The following is a 15,727-nucleotide window of genomic DNA, read 5'->3' as shown; positions in this document are numbered from 1 at the left end:
TGGAGAATCACACACGATCCCAGTTGGAGGGCCACATGGCATACGCGGACACCCGATTCCTCACCCGACGACGCGCACTCTCCGCGCGGCTGGCCGGGATGCGCATCGACGAGATGCTGGTGACCAACCTCCTCCACGTGCGCTACCTGTCGGGCTTCTCCGGATCCCAGGGGGCGTTGGTCCTGTCCAAGGACCTCACCGCGGAGATTTCCACCGACGGCCGGTACGCCACCCAGATCGCCGAGGAGGTCTCGGACATCCCCGCCGTCATCGAGCGCCAGTCCGCGCGCGAGCTCCTGCGGCGCGTCACCGGGCCCCGCCGCGTCGGCTTCGAGGCGGAGTACGTCTCCGTCGCGGAGCTGGAGCGCCTCAAGGAGGTCTGCGCCGAGGACGTCACCCTGGTGCCCGTCACCGGCGTCATCGAGGAGCTGCGGCTGGTCAAGGACAACACCGAGCGCATCCGGCTCACCGAGGTCGCCGAGCTGGCCTGCCAGGCCTTCGAGGATCTCCTCGCCGGCGGCGAACTGGCGGTCGGGCGCAGCGAACGCGACGTCGCCGCCGACCTGGAGTACCGGATGCGCCGGCTCGGCGCGATGCGGCCCAGCTTCGACACCATCGTCGCCTCGGGACCCAACTCCGCAAAGCCGCACCACACCGCCGGCGACCGCATCATCCACCGCGGCGACCTGGTCATCCTCGATTTCGGGGCACACTCCCGCGGCTTCAACTCGGACATGACCCGCACCGTCGCCATGGGCGAGGCCGACGACTTCACCCGGGAGATCTACGACATCGTCCTGCGCGCCCAGCTGGCCGGCGTCGAGGCCGCCACCCCGGGAACCCCGCTCGTCGACGTCGACGCCGCCGCCCGCTCCGTCATCGAGGACGCGGGTTACGGCGAGTTCTTCGTCCACTCCACCGGCCACGGCATCGGGGTGGAGCTCCACGAGGGCCCCTCCGCGTCCCAGACCGCTGAGGGGGTCCTCGCCGAGCACATGACCCTGACCATCGAACCCGGCATCTACGTGCCCGGGCGCGGCGGGGTCCGCATCGAGGACACCATCCTGATCACCCAGGGGCCGGCCCGCATCATCACGCCCACCAGTAAGGAATTGCGCGTAGTGTAGTCTGGTTAGGTCTGTTATTCAGGATCACCACAACGAGGGAGAGACTCCGTGGCTTCTACCGCCGATTTCAAGAACGGCCTTGTGCTCAAGGTCGACGGCAAGCTGGCTCAGATCATCGAGTTCCAGCACGTCAAGCCGGGTAAGGGGCCCGCGTTCGTGCGCACCAAGCTCAAGGAGGTCCTCTCCGGCAAGACGCTGGACAAGACATTCAACGCCGGCGTCAAGGTCGAGACCGCCACCGTGGACCGCCGCGACATGACCTACCTGTACAACGACGGCACCTCCTACGTCGTCATGGACGAGAAGACCTACGAGCAGTACGAACTCCCCGAGGACAAGTTCGGCGACGCCGCCCGCTTCCTCAAGGAGAACATGCGCGTCCAGGTCTCCTTCCACGAGGGCGAGGCACTCTTCGGCGAGCTGCCGGTCTCCGTCGACCTGGAGATCACCCACACCGAGCCCGGCCTGCAGGGCGACCGTTCCACCGGCGGCAGCAAGCCGGCCACCGTCGAGACCGGCACCGAGATCCAGGTTCCGCTGTTCCTGGAGACCGGCAACGTCATCAAGGTGGACACCCGCACCGGCGATTACCTCTCCCGCGTCACCAACTAGGACACATCACACGTGACCGACACACCTGAGGCGACCACCGACGAGCGCAACTGGCGCCGTCACGGAGCCCGTTACCGCGCCCGTCGGCGCGCCGTAGACATCCTGTTCGAGGCGGAGGCCCGCGACATCGACCCCGTCGCCGTCGTGGAGGACCGCATCTCGCTCTCCCGCGACCCCGACAATGCCGTGGCACCCGTCGCCGACTACACCCGGCAGATCGTCGTCGGCGCCGCCGAGCAGCTCGACACGATCGATGACGCCATCGCGCGCTACCTCTCCGACACGTGGGAGCTGAACCGCCTGCCCGCCGTCGACCGCGCCATTCTGCGCGTCGGCGTGTGGGAGATCCTCTACAACCCCGAGGTCGACGGCGCCACCGCCATCGTCGAGGGAGTGGAGCTGGCCAGCCAGTACGGCAACGACGTCGCGGCGCCCTACATCCACGCCGTGCTCGACGATGTCGTGCAGGAGAACGCGGCGGACAACCCGTTCCGCGATCAGGCCGCGGACGAGATCGTCGAAGAGATCTCGGACGCCGACGCCGATCCGCAGTTCGCGCCGGAGGACCCCGGAGTCGACGCGGAGCCGCGCCACGCCAGCGCCGCGGATCCCGGCCCCGGCCCGGTCCGGAAGCCGGATTCCGCCGACGCGTAGACGCCGGATGCCGCTACCATCGGGGGCATGGACGAATTTTCGATGGAAGAGGCACTCAGCCACCGCGTCGGGCCGGATTTCCGGATCGCCGACGTCGACCCCACCTCCACACCCGGGTTCGAGTGGGACAAGGAGGACTGGGAGACGGAGTTCCACGAGCACGACGACGAACTCGATGAACTCCAGTCGAAGCTGTACGCGAACGCCAGGGCGGAAACACCGGGAACGGGTGGCCTCCTGTTGGTCCTGCAGGGCATGGACACGGCAGGAAAAGGCGGCGTGGTCCGCAACGTGTTCCAGGCCTTCGACCCGGAGTTGCTGGAGATCGCCACGTTCGGCAAACCCACCCCCGAGGAGCGCTCCCACGACTTCCTCTGGCGTATCCGCCCGCATGAGCCGGCGGTCGGCCAGATCGCGATCTTCGACCGCTCCCACTATGAGGACGTGCTCATCCAGCGGGTGCACCAGATGGCGCCGGCGGAGGAGATCGAACGCCGCTACGGGGCCATCGTCGAGTTCGAGCGCGACATGGCCAACCGGGGCATCAGGATCATCAAGGTGATGCTGCACATCTCGAAGGATTTCCAGAAGGAGAATCTCCTCGAGCGACTCGAGGATCCCGAGAAGTACTGGAAGTACAACCCCGGCGACCTCGACGAGCGCGAGCACTGGGTCGAATACATGGAGGCCTACGAGACTGCTCTGCGGCGCACCTCGACCGATTCCGCCCCCTGGTACTGCATCCCGGGCGACCGGAAGAAGTACGCCCGGATGGCGGTGAAATACCTCGTCCTCGACGCGCTGCGCTCCATGGACCTGGAGTGGCCCGAGGCTGACTTCGACGTGGAAGCCGAACTGGAGCGCGCGCGCAAGGCCTGATCAGGCCTGTTCTTCGAGTTCCTGCTCCACCTGGGCACGCAGCTCGGCGAGGTCGTCGGCGGCCGCCTTCACGGCGTCCTGGGTGGAGAGCACGGCGTCGACGGCGGAGCGCAGGGAGGCGCCCAGCTGCTCGTCGTTCATGCCCGCGGCGATGGCCACGTCGCGCTCGGTGCGGACGATGAGGTTCTCGGCCCGGTCGACGATCGTCGCACGGGCGCCGAAGCTCACGGAGTTGACCTGGTTCGCCGCGAGGTAGAGGGTGGGATCGTTGTCGGCGAGCGTCTGATCGGTAACCGAGTCGGCGCGGACGATGAACACCGAACCCAGGACCGCGAAGGTGACCGGCAGGTCGTTGAGGTTGGCGGTGGCCACGTCGTTGTCGCCCACGCGCTCGAGCTCGACGTCGAAACCCTTCATGGCGTCGACGAGACGGTCGATGGTGACGGCGGACAGTTCAGTGTTACTCATGGGTGTTCTCCTCCCAGGTGACCAGGTCGGGGAACTGGCCTTCGATCCACTCGTAGGCGCGGAGCACCCCGTCGAGGCTGGACATGACGAATGCGCCGATCTGGTTGCGGCTCAGGCCGTGCTCGACGTTGAGCTGCCGGTGGGCGCTGATGGTCAGGTGGCCCTCGCCCGCGGAGTTCTCGAAGAACCGCAGGGCGGGCATGTACTGGGTCTGGTTCCACTCGTTGACCGCGCCGAGGACCCGGGGGGCCTCGGACTTGGGCACCTCGCCGCGCCACATGGAGTCGCAGATGAGGTGGCCGCGGTCGAAGCTCAGGGCGATGGCGGCGTTGATGAAACCCGTGCGCACGACGGTGGCGGACTGCTCGTCCGGGCCAGCAGGGGCGGACTCCATGCGGTACTGCAGGCCCTCGGCGTCGAGGAGCTCTGCCACGCGCTGCGGGGTAGCGGGGGACACTTCGGTGTCGGGGATGGGGGATCTTGGTGCTGTCGTCACCTGGACCACCCTAGCGGGGCGGGTCCGTCCCCGGAGTCAGGCGCCTCCAGTTCGGGGGCCTTGTCGTACAGTTCCTCCCCGCCGAGCTCGTGCGCGAGTGCGCGGTCGAGGGTGGGGTAGCGGAAGGCGTGGGCGGCGTCGATGAGCACCCGCGGGATGACGCGCTGGTCCGCCAGCGCGAGCTCCTGGGCGCCCTCCTTGCCTAGCAGGATCGCCGGGCCCAGGGTGGGGATGGGGATGATGGCGGGGCGGTGCAGCTGGGTGCTCAGCGCGGCGGTCAGCTCGCGGTTGAGCACGGGATTCGGGGACACGGCGTTGACGGGGCCGGACCAGTCGGGGTCGAGCGCGCCGCGGACGATGATGTCGGTGAGGTCGTCGAGACTGATCCAGGAGAACCAGAAGTTGCCGTCGCCGAAGCTGCCGCCCAGGCCCGTGGAGAACAGGGCCTTGAGCACGGGCAGGAGGCCGCCGCGCCCGGAGACCACCGCGCCGATCCGCAGCTGGATGACCCGCTTGCCGGCGTCGGATGCGGGCGCGGTGGCGGACTCCCAGTCGGCGACGACGTCGGCGAGGAACCCCTCCCCGCGCTGCGAGGACTCGGTCAGTTCCTCCTCGCCGCGGTCGGAGCCGTAGTAGCCGACCGCGGAGGCGGAGATCATGGTGCTCACACCGGGGGTTTCGGCGACCAGGCGGGCCAGGCGGCGGGTGGGCTCCACGCGGGAATCGCGGATGGCCTGCTTGTGGTTGCCGCTGAAGCGCCCGTAGATCGGCTCGCCGGCCAGGTGGACGAGCACGTCGACCCCGTCGAGCAGGTCTGGATCGGGGCTGAAGGGGTCCCATTCCCGCTGGCCGGGCTTGGGGTTCTTGCGGACCAGCTGGATGACCTCGTGGCCGGCGGTGGTCAGCTGGGCGCTCAACGCGCGGCCGACGAGCCCGCGGGAGCCGGTGACCGCCACGGTCAGCGGCTGCTCCGGCTGCAGGTGGGCGATCCGGTCGAGGAAGGCGATGTCGTTGATCAGCTGCTGCTGGCGGTAGGCGAACATGGATTTCAGCGCGGCGCCGGGGACGCGGGTGGTCACCGAGTCGGTGACCAGGGTGCCGTCGGGGTGGTCGGCGAACTCGTGGACGTGGCGCCAGTTGGCCAGCAGCTTGATCGGCGCGGAGGTGCACACGTCCGTGAAGCGGTGGCCGCGGCGGTAATTCGACAGGTCGTGGCGCGCGACCCACTTCAGGCCGGCGGGGAGGGCGAGGATCGTCGTGCCGTCGGAGAGCTTGTCTGCCTGGGTGACCGGCGTGATCGGCGCGAAGGGGGGAGTGAGCCTGGTCAGGGCGCCGGGGCGGGTGTGCCAGTCCCACACGAACTCGCGGGGCGCAGGTACGACGTGACTTGTGGTCAGGCTCACGGGTGGGTATCCCTCTCATCGTCGGTGTGCGCAACCCTCTGCGGTTGGCAGGTGCTAGGATCATCACCAGTCTTCAATCATAGACATCAACAGGACACTGTTCGTCTTTGTCCGACATCCTTTAAAGACCGCACAGAGAGGCGGGGAAGGAGGTCACGATGAGTGAACGCACAGACGCCGCAACGACCGTGGAGCTGCTCGGCTCCGACGACGTCGCGCGTACCGTCGCACGCATCGCGCACCAGATCATCGAGAAAACGGCGCTGGATTCCCCGGACGCCGCGACCATCATGCTGCTGGGCATTCCTTCGGGGGGAGTGCCCCTGGCCGAACGGCTGGCAGCGAAGATCGAGGAATTCTCCGGCGTGGCGGTGCCCGTCGGTGCTCTCGACATCACCCTCTACCGGGACGACCTGCGCAACAAGCCGCACCGCGCGCTCAAGCCCACCACCATCCCCTCCGGCGGCATCGACGGCGCGACGGTGGTGCTGGTGGACGACGTGCTGTTCTCCGGGCGCACCATCCGCGCCGCCCTGGACGCGCTGCGCGACATCGGCCGCCCGGAGAACATCCAGCTCGCCGTCCTGGTGGACCGCGGCCACCGGCAGCTGCCAATCCGCGCCGACTACGTGGGCAAGAACCTGCCCTCCTCACGCGCCGAGGACGTCTCCGTCCTCCTCGAGGCGATCGACGGCCGCGACGCCGTCATCCTCACCCGACCCGATGACCGGGAGAACACCTGATGAAGCACCTGCTGTCCATCGCCGACCTGGACCGCGACGAGATCGTGGGCCTCATGGACGAGGCCGACCGTTTCCGCGAGGCCCTCGAGGGCAGGGAGATCAAGAAGCTGCCCACCCTGCGCGGCCGCACCATCTATTCCCTCTTCTACGAGAATTCCACCCGCACCCGCGCATCCTTCGAGACCGCTGGCAAGTGGATGAGCGCCGACGTGATCAACCTCTCGGCCTCCACCTCCTCGGTGAAGAAGGGTGAATCCCTCAAGGACACCGCGTTGACCCTGGCCGCGATCGGCGCGGACGCCATCATCATGCGCCACCCCTCCTCGGGCGCCGCGCAGCTCGTCGCCGACTGGGTCGCCCCGGGCGGCGTGGGCCCGTCGGTGATCAACGCCGGCGACGGTTTCCACCAGCACCCCACCCAGGCGCTGCTCGACGCCGTCACCATCCGCCAGCGCCTCGGCGACGTGGCGGGACGCAAGGTCCTCATCGTCGGCGACATCCTGCACTCGCGCGTCGTGCGCTCGAACGTGGATCTGCTGTCCACGCTCGGCGCCGAGGTCGTGCTCGTCGCGCCGCAGACCCTCCTGCCCACGGGCGTGGAGAACTGGCCCGTGCGCGTGGCCGAGGATTTCGACGCCGAGATCCCGGACGCCGACGTGGTCATGATGCTGCGCGTCCAGGCCGAGCGCATGCAGGGCGGGTTCTTCCCCTCCCACCGCGAGTACGCCACGTTCTTCGGCCTGTCCAAGGCCCGCGCCGCGAAGATGAAGGACGGGGCGATCATCATGCACCCCGGCCCGATGCTCCGCGGCATGGAGATCAACCACGCCGTCGCCGACTACGGCAACGCGGCCGTGCTCCAGCAGGTCAACAACGGTGTCCACCTGCGCATGGCCGTCCTGTTCACCCTGCTCGCCGCCGACGGCGCACCCGGAATCTAGGAGTATCCATGACCACCACCGACTACCCCGCCACGGGCCCGCTGGCACCCGCCGCGCAGGGCACCCTCAAGCTTGTCGACGTCCGCCCCTACGGCGAGGGGGAACCCGTCACCGTCCTCGTCGAGGACGGCGTGATCGTCGACCTCGACGCCGACCGGGACGTGGAGACGGACCGCACGGTCGACGGCGGCGGCCACGTGCTGCTGCCGGGACTGGTGGACATCCACGTCCACCTGCGCGAGCCGGGCCGCGAGGACACCGAGACCGTCATCACCGGTTCCCAGGCGGCCGCCAAGGGCGGCTTCACCGCCGTATTCACCATGGCCAACACCAGCCCCGTCATGGACCAGCCGGTCATCGCCGAATCCGTGTGGCTCAAGGGCCAGCACGCCGGCATCTGCGACGTCCACCCGGTCGGCTCCATCACCAAGGGGCTGGCGGGCAGGGAGCTCACCGAGTTCGGCATGATGGCCGCCTCGCAGGCGAAGGTGCGGATGTTCTCCGACGACGGCAAATGCGTCGAGGACCCGCAGCTCATGCGCCGCGCCCTCGAGTACGCCAAGGGCCAGGACGTCCTGCTGGCGCAGCACGCCGAAGAACCCCGGCTCACGCAGGGTTCGGTCGCCCACGAGGGGGAGACCGCCGCGAAGCTGGGGCTGCGGGGCTGGCCGCGCGCCGCCGAGGAATCCATCGTCGCGCGCGACGCCCTGCTGGCGCGGGACTACGGCAACCGCATCCACGTCTGCCACGCCTCCACCACCGGCACCGTCGAGCTGCTCAAGTGGGCGAAGTCCCAGGACATCCCCATGTCCGCCGAGGTGACCCCGCACCACCTGCTGCTCACCGACGAGAAGCTGCACACCTACGACGGCACCTTCCGCGTCAACCCGCCGCTGCGCGAGGAGCACGACACCCTGGCGCTGCGCCAGGCGCTGCTCGACGGCGTCATCGACTGCGTGGCCACCGACCACGCGCCGCACGGCTCCGAGGACAAGTGCGTCGAGTTCGAGCACGCCAAGCCGGGCATGCTCGGCCTGGAGACCTCCCTGGCCGTGGTCGCGGAACTCTTCGTCGCCACCGGCCGCGCCGACTGGCGCTGGGTGGCCAAGGTCATGAGCGAGCGTCCGGCCGAGATCGTCCGGCTGCCCGGCCACGGCCGGCCCATCGCGGTCGGCGAGCCGGCGAACCTCACGGTCGTCGACCCGGGCTCCACCTGGACCGCCCGCGGCGAGGACATGGCCTCCAAGGCGGAGAACACCCCGTATGAGGGGATGGAGTTCTCCGCGAAGGTGACCACCACCGTGCTGCGCGGCCGACTGACCTGCGTCGACGGCGCCCCTGCTGAACCGACCGACACCTACCGTTAACCGAATAGAATACGTCTGATTGAATAACATGCAGAATGATACCGACATCTCCGCGAAAGGTGACGCCTTGACGCCCTCCACCCCCACCCGCATCCCGGCAGTGCTCGTGCTTGCCGACGGCCGCACCTTCCGGGGCTTCAGCTTCGGCGCAGCCGGAAAGACCCTCGGCGAGGCAGTGTTCACCACCGCCATGACCGGCTACCAGGAGACCCTGACCGACCCTTCCTACCACCGCCAGATCATCGTGGCCACCGCCCCGCAGATCGGCAACACCGGCTGGAACGACGAGGACAACGAATCCCGCGACGGCTCGATCTGGGCCGCCGGCCTGGTCATCCGCGACCTGGCGCACCGCGTCTCCAACTGGCGCGCGCAGCGCACCCTCCCCGAGGAGATGGAGAAGCAGGGCCTGGTGGGCATCCGCGGCGTCGACACGCGCGCCCTGGTCCGCCACCTGCGCGACAACGGTGCCCAGGCCGCCGGCATCTTCACCGGCGAGGACGCCGGCCGCCCGGTCGACGAGCTCATCGCCGAGGTCAACGCCCAGCCGTCCATGAAGGGCGCCGACCTCACCTCCGAGGTCACCACCTCCGAGGTCTACGAGGTCCCCGCCGAGGGCGAGACGAAGTACACCGTCGTCGCCTACGACCTCGGCATCAAGACCGCCACCCCAGGCCACTTCGCCGCCCGCGGCATCCGCACCGTCGTGGTGCCCGCGCACACCCCCTTCGAGGACCTGGCGCAGTTCCACCCCGACGGCGTGTTCCTGTCCAACGGCCCCGGCGACCCGGCGGCCGCGGACGACCTGGTCGCCACCACCCGCAGGGTCCTCGAGGCCGGCCTGCCGCTGTTCGGCATCTGCTTCGGCAACCAGATCCTCGGCCGCGCCTTCGGCCTGGACACCTACAAGCTCAAGTTCGGCCACCGCGGCATCAACGTGCCCGTCCAGAACATCGTCACCGGCAAGATCGACATCACCTCCCAGAACCACGGCTTCGCCATCGAGGCGCCGGCGGGGGAGTCCTTCGACACCGATTTCGGCCGCGCGCGCGTGACCCACGTCTGCCTCAACGACCAGACCGTCGAGGGAGTCGCCCTGGAGAACGGCCGCGCCTTCTCCGTGCAGTACCACCCGGAGTCCGCCGCCGGCCCGCGTGACGCGAACCCGCTGTTCGACCAGTTCATCGCGATGATGGACGACACCGCCGCCGCAGGCACCGCCGCGGGCGTCGAGAAGTAAGAAACCAGGAAGGAAAAGAAGGAACACATATGCCCAAGCGCACCGACCTCAACCACGTCCTGGTCATCGGATCCGGCCCCATCGTCATCGGACAGGCCTGCGAATTCGACTACTCCGGCACCCAGGCCTGCCGCGTCCTCAAGGAAGAGGGCCTGCGGGTCACCCTGATCAACTCCAACCCGGCCACGATCATGACCGACCCGGAGTTCGCCGACCACACCTACGTGGAGCCGATCGAGCCCGAGTACATCGAGATGATCCTCGCGCGGGAGATCGAGCAGGGCCACCCGGTCGACGCCGTCCTGGCTACCCTGGGCGGCCAGACCGCACTCAACGCCGCCATCCAGCTCGACCGCCGCGGCATCCTGGAGAAGTACGGCGTGGAGCTCATCGGCGCCGACATCGACGCCATCGAGCGAGGCGAGGACCGTCAGAAGTTCAAGGACATCGTCGCCTCCGTCGGCGGCGAATCCGCCCGCTCCCGCGTCTGCCACAACATGGACGAGGTCTACGAGACGGTCGCCGAGCTCGGCCTGCCGGTCGTCGTCCGCCCCTCCTTCACCATGGGCGGCCTGGGCTCCGGCCTGGCGTACAACGACGCCGACCTCAAGCGCATCGCCGGCGGCGGCCTCGCCGCCTCCCCCGAGGCCAACGTCCTCATCGAGGAGTCCATCCTCGGCTGGAAGGAGTTCGAACTCGAGCTCATGCGTGACGCCGACGACAACGTCGTGGTCATCGCCTCCATCGAGAACGTCGACGCCATGGGAGTGCACACCGGCGACTCCGTCACCGTGGCTCCGGCCCTGACGCTCACCGACCGTGAGTTCCAGGAGCTGCGTGACCTCGGCATCGCCATCATCCGCGCCGTCGGCGTGGACACCGGCGGCTGCAACATCCAGTTCGCCATCGACCCGTCGAACGGCCGGATCATCACCATCGAGATGAACCCGCGCGTCTCGCGCTCCTCGGCGCTGGCGTCGAAGGCCACTGGTTTCCCCATCGCCAAGCTGGCCGCGAAACTGGCCATCGGCTACACCCTCGACGAGGTCACCAACGACATCACCGGCGTCACCCCGGCGGCCTTCGAGCCGACCCTGGACTACGTCATCGTCAAGGCGCCGCGTTTCGCCTTCGAGAAGTTCCCCGGCGCCGAGGACACCCTCACCACCACCATGAAGTCCGTCGGCGAGGCCATGGGCATCGGCCGCAACTACATCTCCGGCCTCAACAAGGTCATGCGCTCCCTGGAGCAGAAGCAGACCGGTTTCTGGACCACCTCCGACGAGTTCTTCGCCGGCGAGCGCGCCACCGACCTGGACGCCGTCCTGGAGGACCTCAAGCGCCCCACCGACGGCCGCCTCTACGACATGGAGCTCGCCCTGCGCCTCGGCGCCACGGTCGAGCAGCTCCACGAGGCATCGTCCGTCGACCCGTGGTTCCTTGCCGAGCTCAAGGCCCTGGTGGACTTCCGGCAGGTGCTCATCGACGCCCCCGTGCTCGACGCAGACCTCCTCCGCGAGGCCAAGTACTACGGCCTCTCCGACGCACAGATCGCGGCCCTGCGCCCCGAACTCGCCGGCGAGAGCGGCGTCCGCCGCCTGCGCTGGTCCCTGGGCATCCGCCCGGTGTTCAAGACCGTCGACACCTGCGCCGCCGAGTTCGAGGCGCAGACCCCGTACCACTACTCGGCCTACGAGCTGGATCCGGACGCAGAGTCCGAGGTCGCGCCGCAGACCGAGAAGGACAAGGTCATCATCCTGGGCTCCGGCCCGAACCGCATCGGCCAGGGCATCGAGTTCGACTACTCCTGCGTCCACGCCGCCCTGGAGCTCTCCCGGATCGGCTACGAGACGGTCATGGTCAACTGCAACCCGGAGACCGTCTCCACCGACTACGACACCGCCGACCGCCTCTACTTCGAGCCGCTGACCTTCGAGGACGTCATGGAGGTCTACCACGCGGAGGCCCAGTCCGGCACCGTCGCCGGCGTGATCGTCCAGCTCGGCGGCCAGACGCCGCTGGGTCTGGCGCAGAAGCTCGCCGACGCCGGCGTCCCCGTCGTCGGCACCAGCCCGGAGGCCATCGACCTGGCCGAGGACCGCGGCGAGTTCGGCGAGGTGCTGCGCATCGCCGATCTGCCGGCCCCGGCCTTCGGCACCGCCACCACCTTCGACGAGGCCCGCGCCGTCGCCGACGACATCGGCTACCCGGTCCTGGTGCGCCCGTCCTACGTCCTCGGCGGCCGCGGCATGGAGATCGTCTACGACGAGGAATCCCTCGCCGACTACATCGAGCGCGCCACCGAGCTGTCCCCGGACCACCCGGTGCTCGTCGACCGCTTCCTCGACTCGGCCATCGAGATCGACGTCGACGCGCTGTGCGACGGCGAAGAGGTCTACCTCGCCGGCGTCATGGAGCACATCGAGGAGGCTGGCATCCACTCCGGCGACTCCGCCTGCGCCCTGCCGCCCATGACCCTGGGCGCGGAGGACATCGAGAAGGTCCGCGAGTCCACCAGGGCGCTGGCCCACGGCATCGGCGTCAAGGGACTGATGAACGTCCAGTTCGCCCTCAAGGACGACATCCTCTACGTCATCGAGGCGAACCCGCGTGCGTCGCGCACCGTGCCGTTCGTGTCCAAGGCCACCGGCGTGCACCTGGCCAAGGCCGCGTCCCGCATCATGCTGGGCGCCACCCTGGCGGAGCTCAAGGACGAGGGCATGATCCCGACCGACTACGACGGTGGTTCCCTCCCGCTGGAGCACCCCATCGCCGTGAAGGAGGCCGTGCTGCCCTTCAACCGTTTCCGCCGCGCCGACGGCACCATGCTGGACACCCTGCTCAGCCCGGAGATGAAGTCCACCGGCGAGGTCATGGGCCTGGCGGACAACTTCGGCGCCGCCTACGCCAAGGCGGAGGAGGCCGCGTTCGGCAAGCTGCCGACCGAGGGCCGGGTCTTCGTGTCCGTGGCCAACCGCGACAAGCGCACCCTGATCTTCCCGATCCAGCGCCTGTCCTCCCTCGGTTTCACCCTGCTGGCCACGGCGGGCACCGCCGCGATGCTGCGCCGCAACGGCATCGAGTGCGAAACCGTGCTCAAGGCCTCCGACGTGCGCGACGGGGCGGAGGGGCAGTCCATCGTCGACCTCATCCTCGACGGCGACGTCGACCTCATCCTCAACACCCCGGCAGGTTCCGCCGGAGCACGCCACGACGGCTACGACATCCGCGCTGCCGCGGTGACCTCCAGCGTCCCGCTGGTGACCACCGTCCAGGGCATCACCGCCGCGGTCCAGGGCATCGAGGCCCTGCGCGACGGCGAGCTCACCGTGCGCGCCCTGCAGGAACTCGACCACACGGCGGGGCAGTAGCAGTGACCTTCGGCACCCGGCTTCTCGACGCCGCCGCCTCGCGCGGCCGCCTGTGCGTCGGCATCGACCCGCACCCCTCCCTGATGGAGATGTGGGGGCTCGACGACGACGTCGAGGGCCTGGCTGAGTTCAGCCGCCGCTGCGTGGAGGCCTTCGCCGACACCGCGGCGCTGGTCAAGCCCCAGGTGGCGTTCTACGAGCGCTACGGGTCCGCCGGTTTCCGCGTCCTGGAGGACACCCTGTCCGCCCTGCGCGAAGCAGGCTGCCTCACCGTCGCGGACGCCAAGCGCGGGGACATCGGCTCCACCATGGCCGGTTACGCCGAGGCCTGGCTGGGGGAGAGGTCGCCGCTGCGCAGCGACGCCGTCACCGTCTCCCCCTACCTGGGTGTCGGGGCCCTCGCCCCTGTCCTGGAGCTGGCTGAGCAGACCGGCCGCGGCGTCTTCGTGCTGGCGGCCACCTCCAACCCGGAGGCGGTCGTGCTGCAGAATCACCGGGGTGCCGACGGCCGCACCATCGCCCAGCAGGTGGTGGACGAGTGCGCGCGCCGCAACGAGGCGCACATACAGGACGGGGAGGCCGGGAACGTCGGAGTCGTCGTCGGCGCCACGTTGGCGCAGGCACCCGACCTGTCGCGCCTGGGCGGCCCGGTGCTCATGCCGGGGGTCGGCGCCCAGGGCGCCTCGGCGGGCGATGTCGCCCGGATCGCCGCGGGTGTGGAGCATCTGGCGTTCCCCAATATCTCCCGTGCGGTCCTCGGGACGGGGCCCCGCATCGCGGACCTCCGCTCGGCGGTCGTCACGACTGCCAGTGAATTCCCAGGTCACGAAGATTGAGACTCTGGGCGATCCACCTGGTACTTTAGGAACCGCGACCCTGTGACGTGCCCAAACGGGCACGCCGTCGGGAGAGCGTCCGGGCCGGTGCTAAGCTGGTCCGGAGTCAGTGAGTTGCAGACGTCGCATGTCAGCGTCAGCCGCTGAGAACAGGTACCCATGTATCTGGACAACAGACATATCCCCTTTCGAATCGGAGGAATCCCGTGGCCCTTCCCCAGTTGACCGATGAGCAGCGCAAGCAGGCTCTCGCCAAGGCCGCTGAGGCCCGCAAGGCACGTGCAGAGCTCAAGGAACAGCTCAAGCGCGGCGACACCAACCTCAAGGAAGTTCTGGACCAGGCCCAGGACAACGAGATCATCGGCAAGACCAAGGTCTCCGCTCTGCTGGAGGCTCTTCCGAAGGTGGGCAAGGTCAAGGCCAAGGAGATCATGGAGCAGCTGGAGATCGCCCAGACCCGCCGTCTGCGCGGCCTCGGCGACCGTCAGCGCCGTGCCCTGCTGGAGCGCTTCGGCTTCTCCGAGGACTAGGCGATGACCGGCGAGAACCCAGCGGGTCGGCTTGTCGTCCTGGCCGGCCCCTCCGCGGTGGGGAAATCCACCGTGGTTCATCGCCTGCGCAGCACCGTCGACCGCCTCTATTTCAGCGTGTCGATGACCACCCGGGCCCCCCGGCCCGGTGAAGTCGACGGAGTCGACTACTTCTTCGTCACCCCGGATCAGTTCCAGGAGAACATCGACCGCGGTCTGATGCTCGAATGGGCAGACATCCACGGCGGCATCCAGCGGTCGGGTACTCCGGCCGCTCCCGTGCAGGAGGCCCTGTCCCAGGGCCGTCCCGTGCTGGTCGAGGTTGATCTCGAGGGGGCCCGCAACGTGAAGTCGATGATGCCCGAGGCACTGTCCGTCTTCCTGGCCCCGCCGTCCTGGGAGGTGCTCGTCGAGCGCCTGACCGGTCGCGGGACGGAACCGGAGGATGTCATCGCGCGTCGTCTGGAGACCGCCCAGGAAGAGCTCGCCTGTCAGGGCGAGTTCGACCACGTGGTGGTCAACGAGGACGTGGATGACGCTGTTTCCGACATCAGTGATATCCTGCAGGGCAGACTTCCCCTGACTTCGACCCGTTCGCGGGAAAGCGCAGGTAAAGAATAATTTCAACCCAGGAAAAGGTGTACGTGACCAACGTGAGCAACGAGACGTCCAACTCCACCGCCGTCTACGATCCGCCGGAGGGCATCACCGCCCCGCCGATCGACGCGCTGCTGGCCAAGGTGTCCTCCAAGTACGCGCTGGTGATCTTCGCGGCCAAGCGTGCCCGCCAGATCAACAGCTACTACCAGCAGCACGATGAGGGCGTCTTCGAGTTCGTCGGTCCGCTGGTGACCCCCGAGCCCGGCGAAAAGCCGCTGTCCATCGCGCTGCGCGAGATCGACGCAGGTCTGCTCGAGCACGAGGAAGGCCACTAGCCTCCCCCGTTTCCGGTGAGCGCCCCCTGACACGAAAGTGCCGGGGGGCGTTTTCCGTGTCCGCACGGTGTCCGTCCGGGTTTCCCCGGCGGCGTCGGTGTCGGTGGCGGTCGGTAGAGTCGGGG

Annotated in this window: 16 protein-coding genes; 13 read left to right on the top strand and 3 right to left on the bottom strand. The window is 68.6% G+C overall.

Going from position 1 to position 15,727, the window contains the following annotated elements; translation table 11 throughout:
* Window positions 1–35 precede the first annotated feature (35 nt).
* From B840_RS06720 to B840_RS06705, 4 genes are read left to right on the top strand one after another with little or no spacing between them, the layout of a single operon-like run.
* Complete coding sequence (locus tag B840_RS06720; RefSeq protein WP_042621513.1) at window positions 36–1,127, top strand: aminopeptidase P family protein; 1,092 nt, start codon at window positions 36–38, stop codon at window positions 1,125–1,127.
* A 48-nt stretch (window positions 1,128–1,175) separates the two neighbouring features.
* Window positions 1,176–1,739, top strand: coding sequence for an elongation factor P (gene efp / locus B840_RS06715; protein ID WP_042621512.1), 564 nt, complete (start codon window positions 1,176–1,178; stop codon window positions 1,737–1,739).
* 12 nt (window positions 1,740–1,751) lie between these two features.
* The gene (nusB, locus tag B840_RS06710) at window positions 1,752–2,393 is read left to right on the top strand and encodes a transcription antitermination factor NusB (RefSeq protein ID WP_084602837.1); all 642 of its coding nucleotides are present in this window, start codon (window positions 1,752–1,754) and stop codon (window positions 2,391–2,393) included.
* Between the two features lie 27 nt (window positions 2,394–2,420).
* Window positions 2,421–3,272, top strand: coding sequence for a PPK2 family polyphosphate kinase (locus B840_RS06705; RefSeq protein ID WP_042621511.1), 852 nt, complete (start codon window positions 2,421–2,423; stop codon window positions 3,270–3,272).
* Here the strand turns inward: B840_RS06705 and B840_RS06700 are convergent, their stop codons facing one another.
* From B840_RS06700 to B840_RS06690, 3 genes are read right to left on the bottom strand one after another with little or no spacing between them, the layout of a single operon-like run.
* A complete protein-coding gene (locus B840_RS06700; RefSeq protein WP_042621510.1) occupies window positions 3,273–3,740 on the bottom strand; it encodes a YbjN domain-containing protein in 468 nt (155 codons plus the stop codon).
* The gene (locus B840_RS06695) at window positions 3,733–4,173 is read right to left on the bottom strand and encodes a YbjN domain-containing protein (protein WP_244878193.1); all 441 of its coding nucleotides are present in this window, start codon (window positions 4,171–4,173) and stop codon (window positions 3,733–3,735) included. The genes B840_RS06700 and B840_RS06695 overlap by 8 nt, the downstream gene beginning before the upstream one ends.
* Window positions 4,174–4,232: 59 nt before the next feature.
* Window positions 4,233–5,639, bottom strand: a complete 1,407-nt coding sequence (locus B840_RS06690) for a TIGR01777 family oxidoreductase (protein ID WP_042621509.1) — start codon at window positions 5,637–5,639, stop codon at window positions 4,233–4,235.
* Between the two features lie 158 nt (window positions 5,640–5,797).
* Here B840_RS06690 and pyrR point away from each other — a divergent pair, with 158 nt between their 5' ends.
* The 9 genes from pyrR to rpoZ all read left to right on the top strand — a co-directional run bounded on the left by pyrR (window position 5,798) and on the right by rpoZ (window position 15,602).
* Window positions 5,798–6,382 carry a bifunctional pyr operon transcriptional regulator/uracil phosphoribosyltransferase PyrR gene (gene pyrR / locus B840_RS06685; RefSeq protein ID WP_042621508.1) on the top strand — a complete coding sequence of 195 codons (585 nt, stop codon included), beginning with the start codon at window positions 5,798–5,800 and terminating at the stop codon, window positions 6,380–6,382.
* Window positions 6,382–7,323 carry an aspartate carbamoyltransferase catalytic subunit gene (locus tag B840_RS06680; RefSeq protein WP_042621507.1) on the top strand — a complete coding sequence of 314 codons (942 nt, stop codon included), beginning with the start codon at window positions 6,382–6,384 and terminating at the stop codon, window positions 7,321–7,323. The genes pyrR and B840_RS06680 overlap by 1 nt, the downstream gene beginning before the upstream one ends.
* Before the next feature lie 8 nt (window positions 7,324–7,331).
* Window positions 7,332–8,690: a dihydroorotase gene (locus tag B840_RS06675; protein WP_042621506.1), complete on the top strand. Its 1,359-nt coding sequence runs from the start codon at window positions 7,332–7,334 to the stop codon at window positions 8,688–8,690.
* Between the two features lie 28 nt (window positions 8,691–8,718).
* Window positions 8,719–9,930, top strand: a complete 1,212-nt coding sequence (gene carA, locus B840_RS06670) for a glutamine-hydrolyzing carbamoyl-phosphate synthase small subunit (RefSeq protein WP_042621505.1) — start codon at window positions 8,719–8,721, stop codon at window positions 9,928–9,930.
* A gap of 29 nt (window positions 9,931–9,959) precedes the next feature.
* A complete protein-coding gene (carB, locus tag B840_RS06665; protein ID WP_042621504.1) occupies window positions 9,960–13,301 on the top strand; it encodes a carbamoyl-phosphate synthase large subunit in 3,342 nt (1,113 codons plus the stop codon).
* Between the two features lie 2 nt (window positions 13,302–13,303).
* Window positions 13,304–14,137, top strand: a complete 834-nt coding sequence (gene pyrF, locus B840_RS06660) for an orotidine-5'-phosphate decarboxylase (protein ID WP_042621503.1) — start codon at window positions 13,304–13,306, stop codon at window positions 14,135–14,137.
* A 206-nt stretch (window positions 14,138–14,343) separates the two neighbouring features.
* Entirely contained in the window at window positions 14,344–14,667 is a 324-nt protein-coding gene (gene mihF / locus B840_RS06655) for an integration host factor, actinobacterial type (protein WP_042621502.1), read from the top strand.
* Window positions 14,668–14,670: 3 nt separating this feature from the next.
* Window positions 14,671–15,288 carry a guanylate kinase gene (gmk, locus tag B840_RS06650; protein WP_042621501.1) on the top strand — a complete coding sequence of 206 codons (618 nt, stop codon included), beginning with the start codon at window positions 14,671–14,673 and terminating at the stop codon, window positions 15,286–15,288.
* 23 nt (window positions 15,289–15,311) lie between these two features.
* On the top strand, window positions 15,312–15,602 hold the full coding sequence (gene rpoZ, locus B840_RS06645; RefSeq protein ID WP_042622580.1) for a DNA-directed RNA polymerase subunit omega: 291 nt from the start codon (window positions 15,312–15,314) through the stop codon (window positions 15,600–15,602).
* The last annotated feature ends 125 nt before the right edge of the window (window positions 15,603–15,727 follow it).

This window comes from Corynebacterium marinum DSM 44953 (assembly GCF_000835165.1).
Lineage (GTDB): Bacteria > Actinomycetota > Actinomycetes > Mycobacteriales > Mycobacteriaceae > Corynebacterium > Corynebacterium marinum.
Note: the sequence above shows the minus strand (reverse complement) of the source record. Positions and strands in the feature narration are given on the sequence as shown.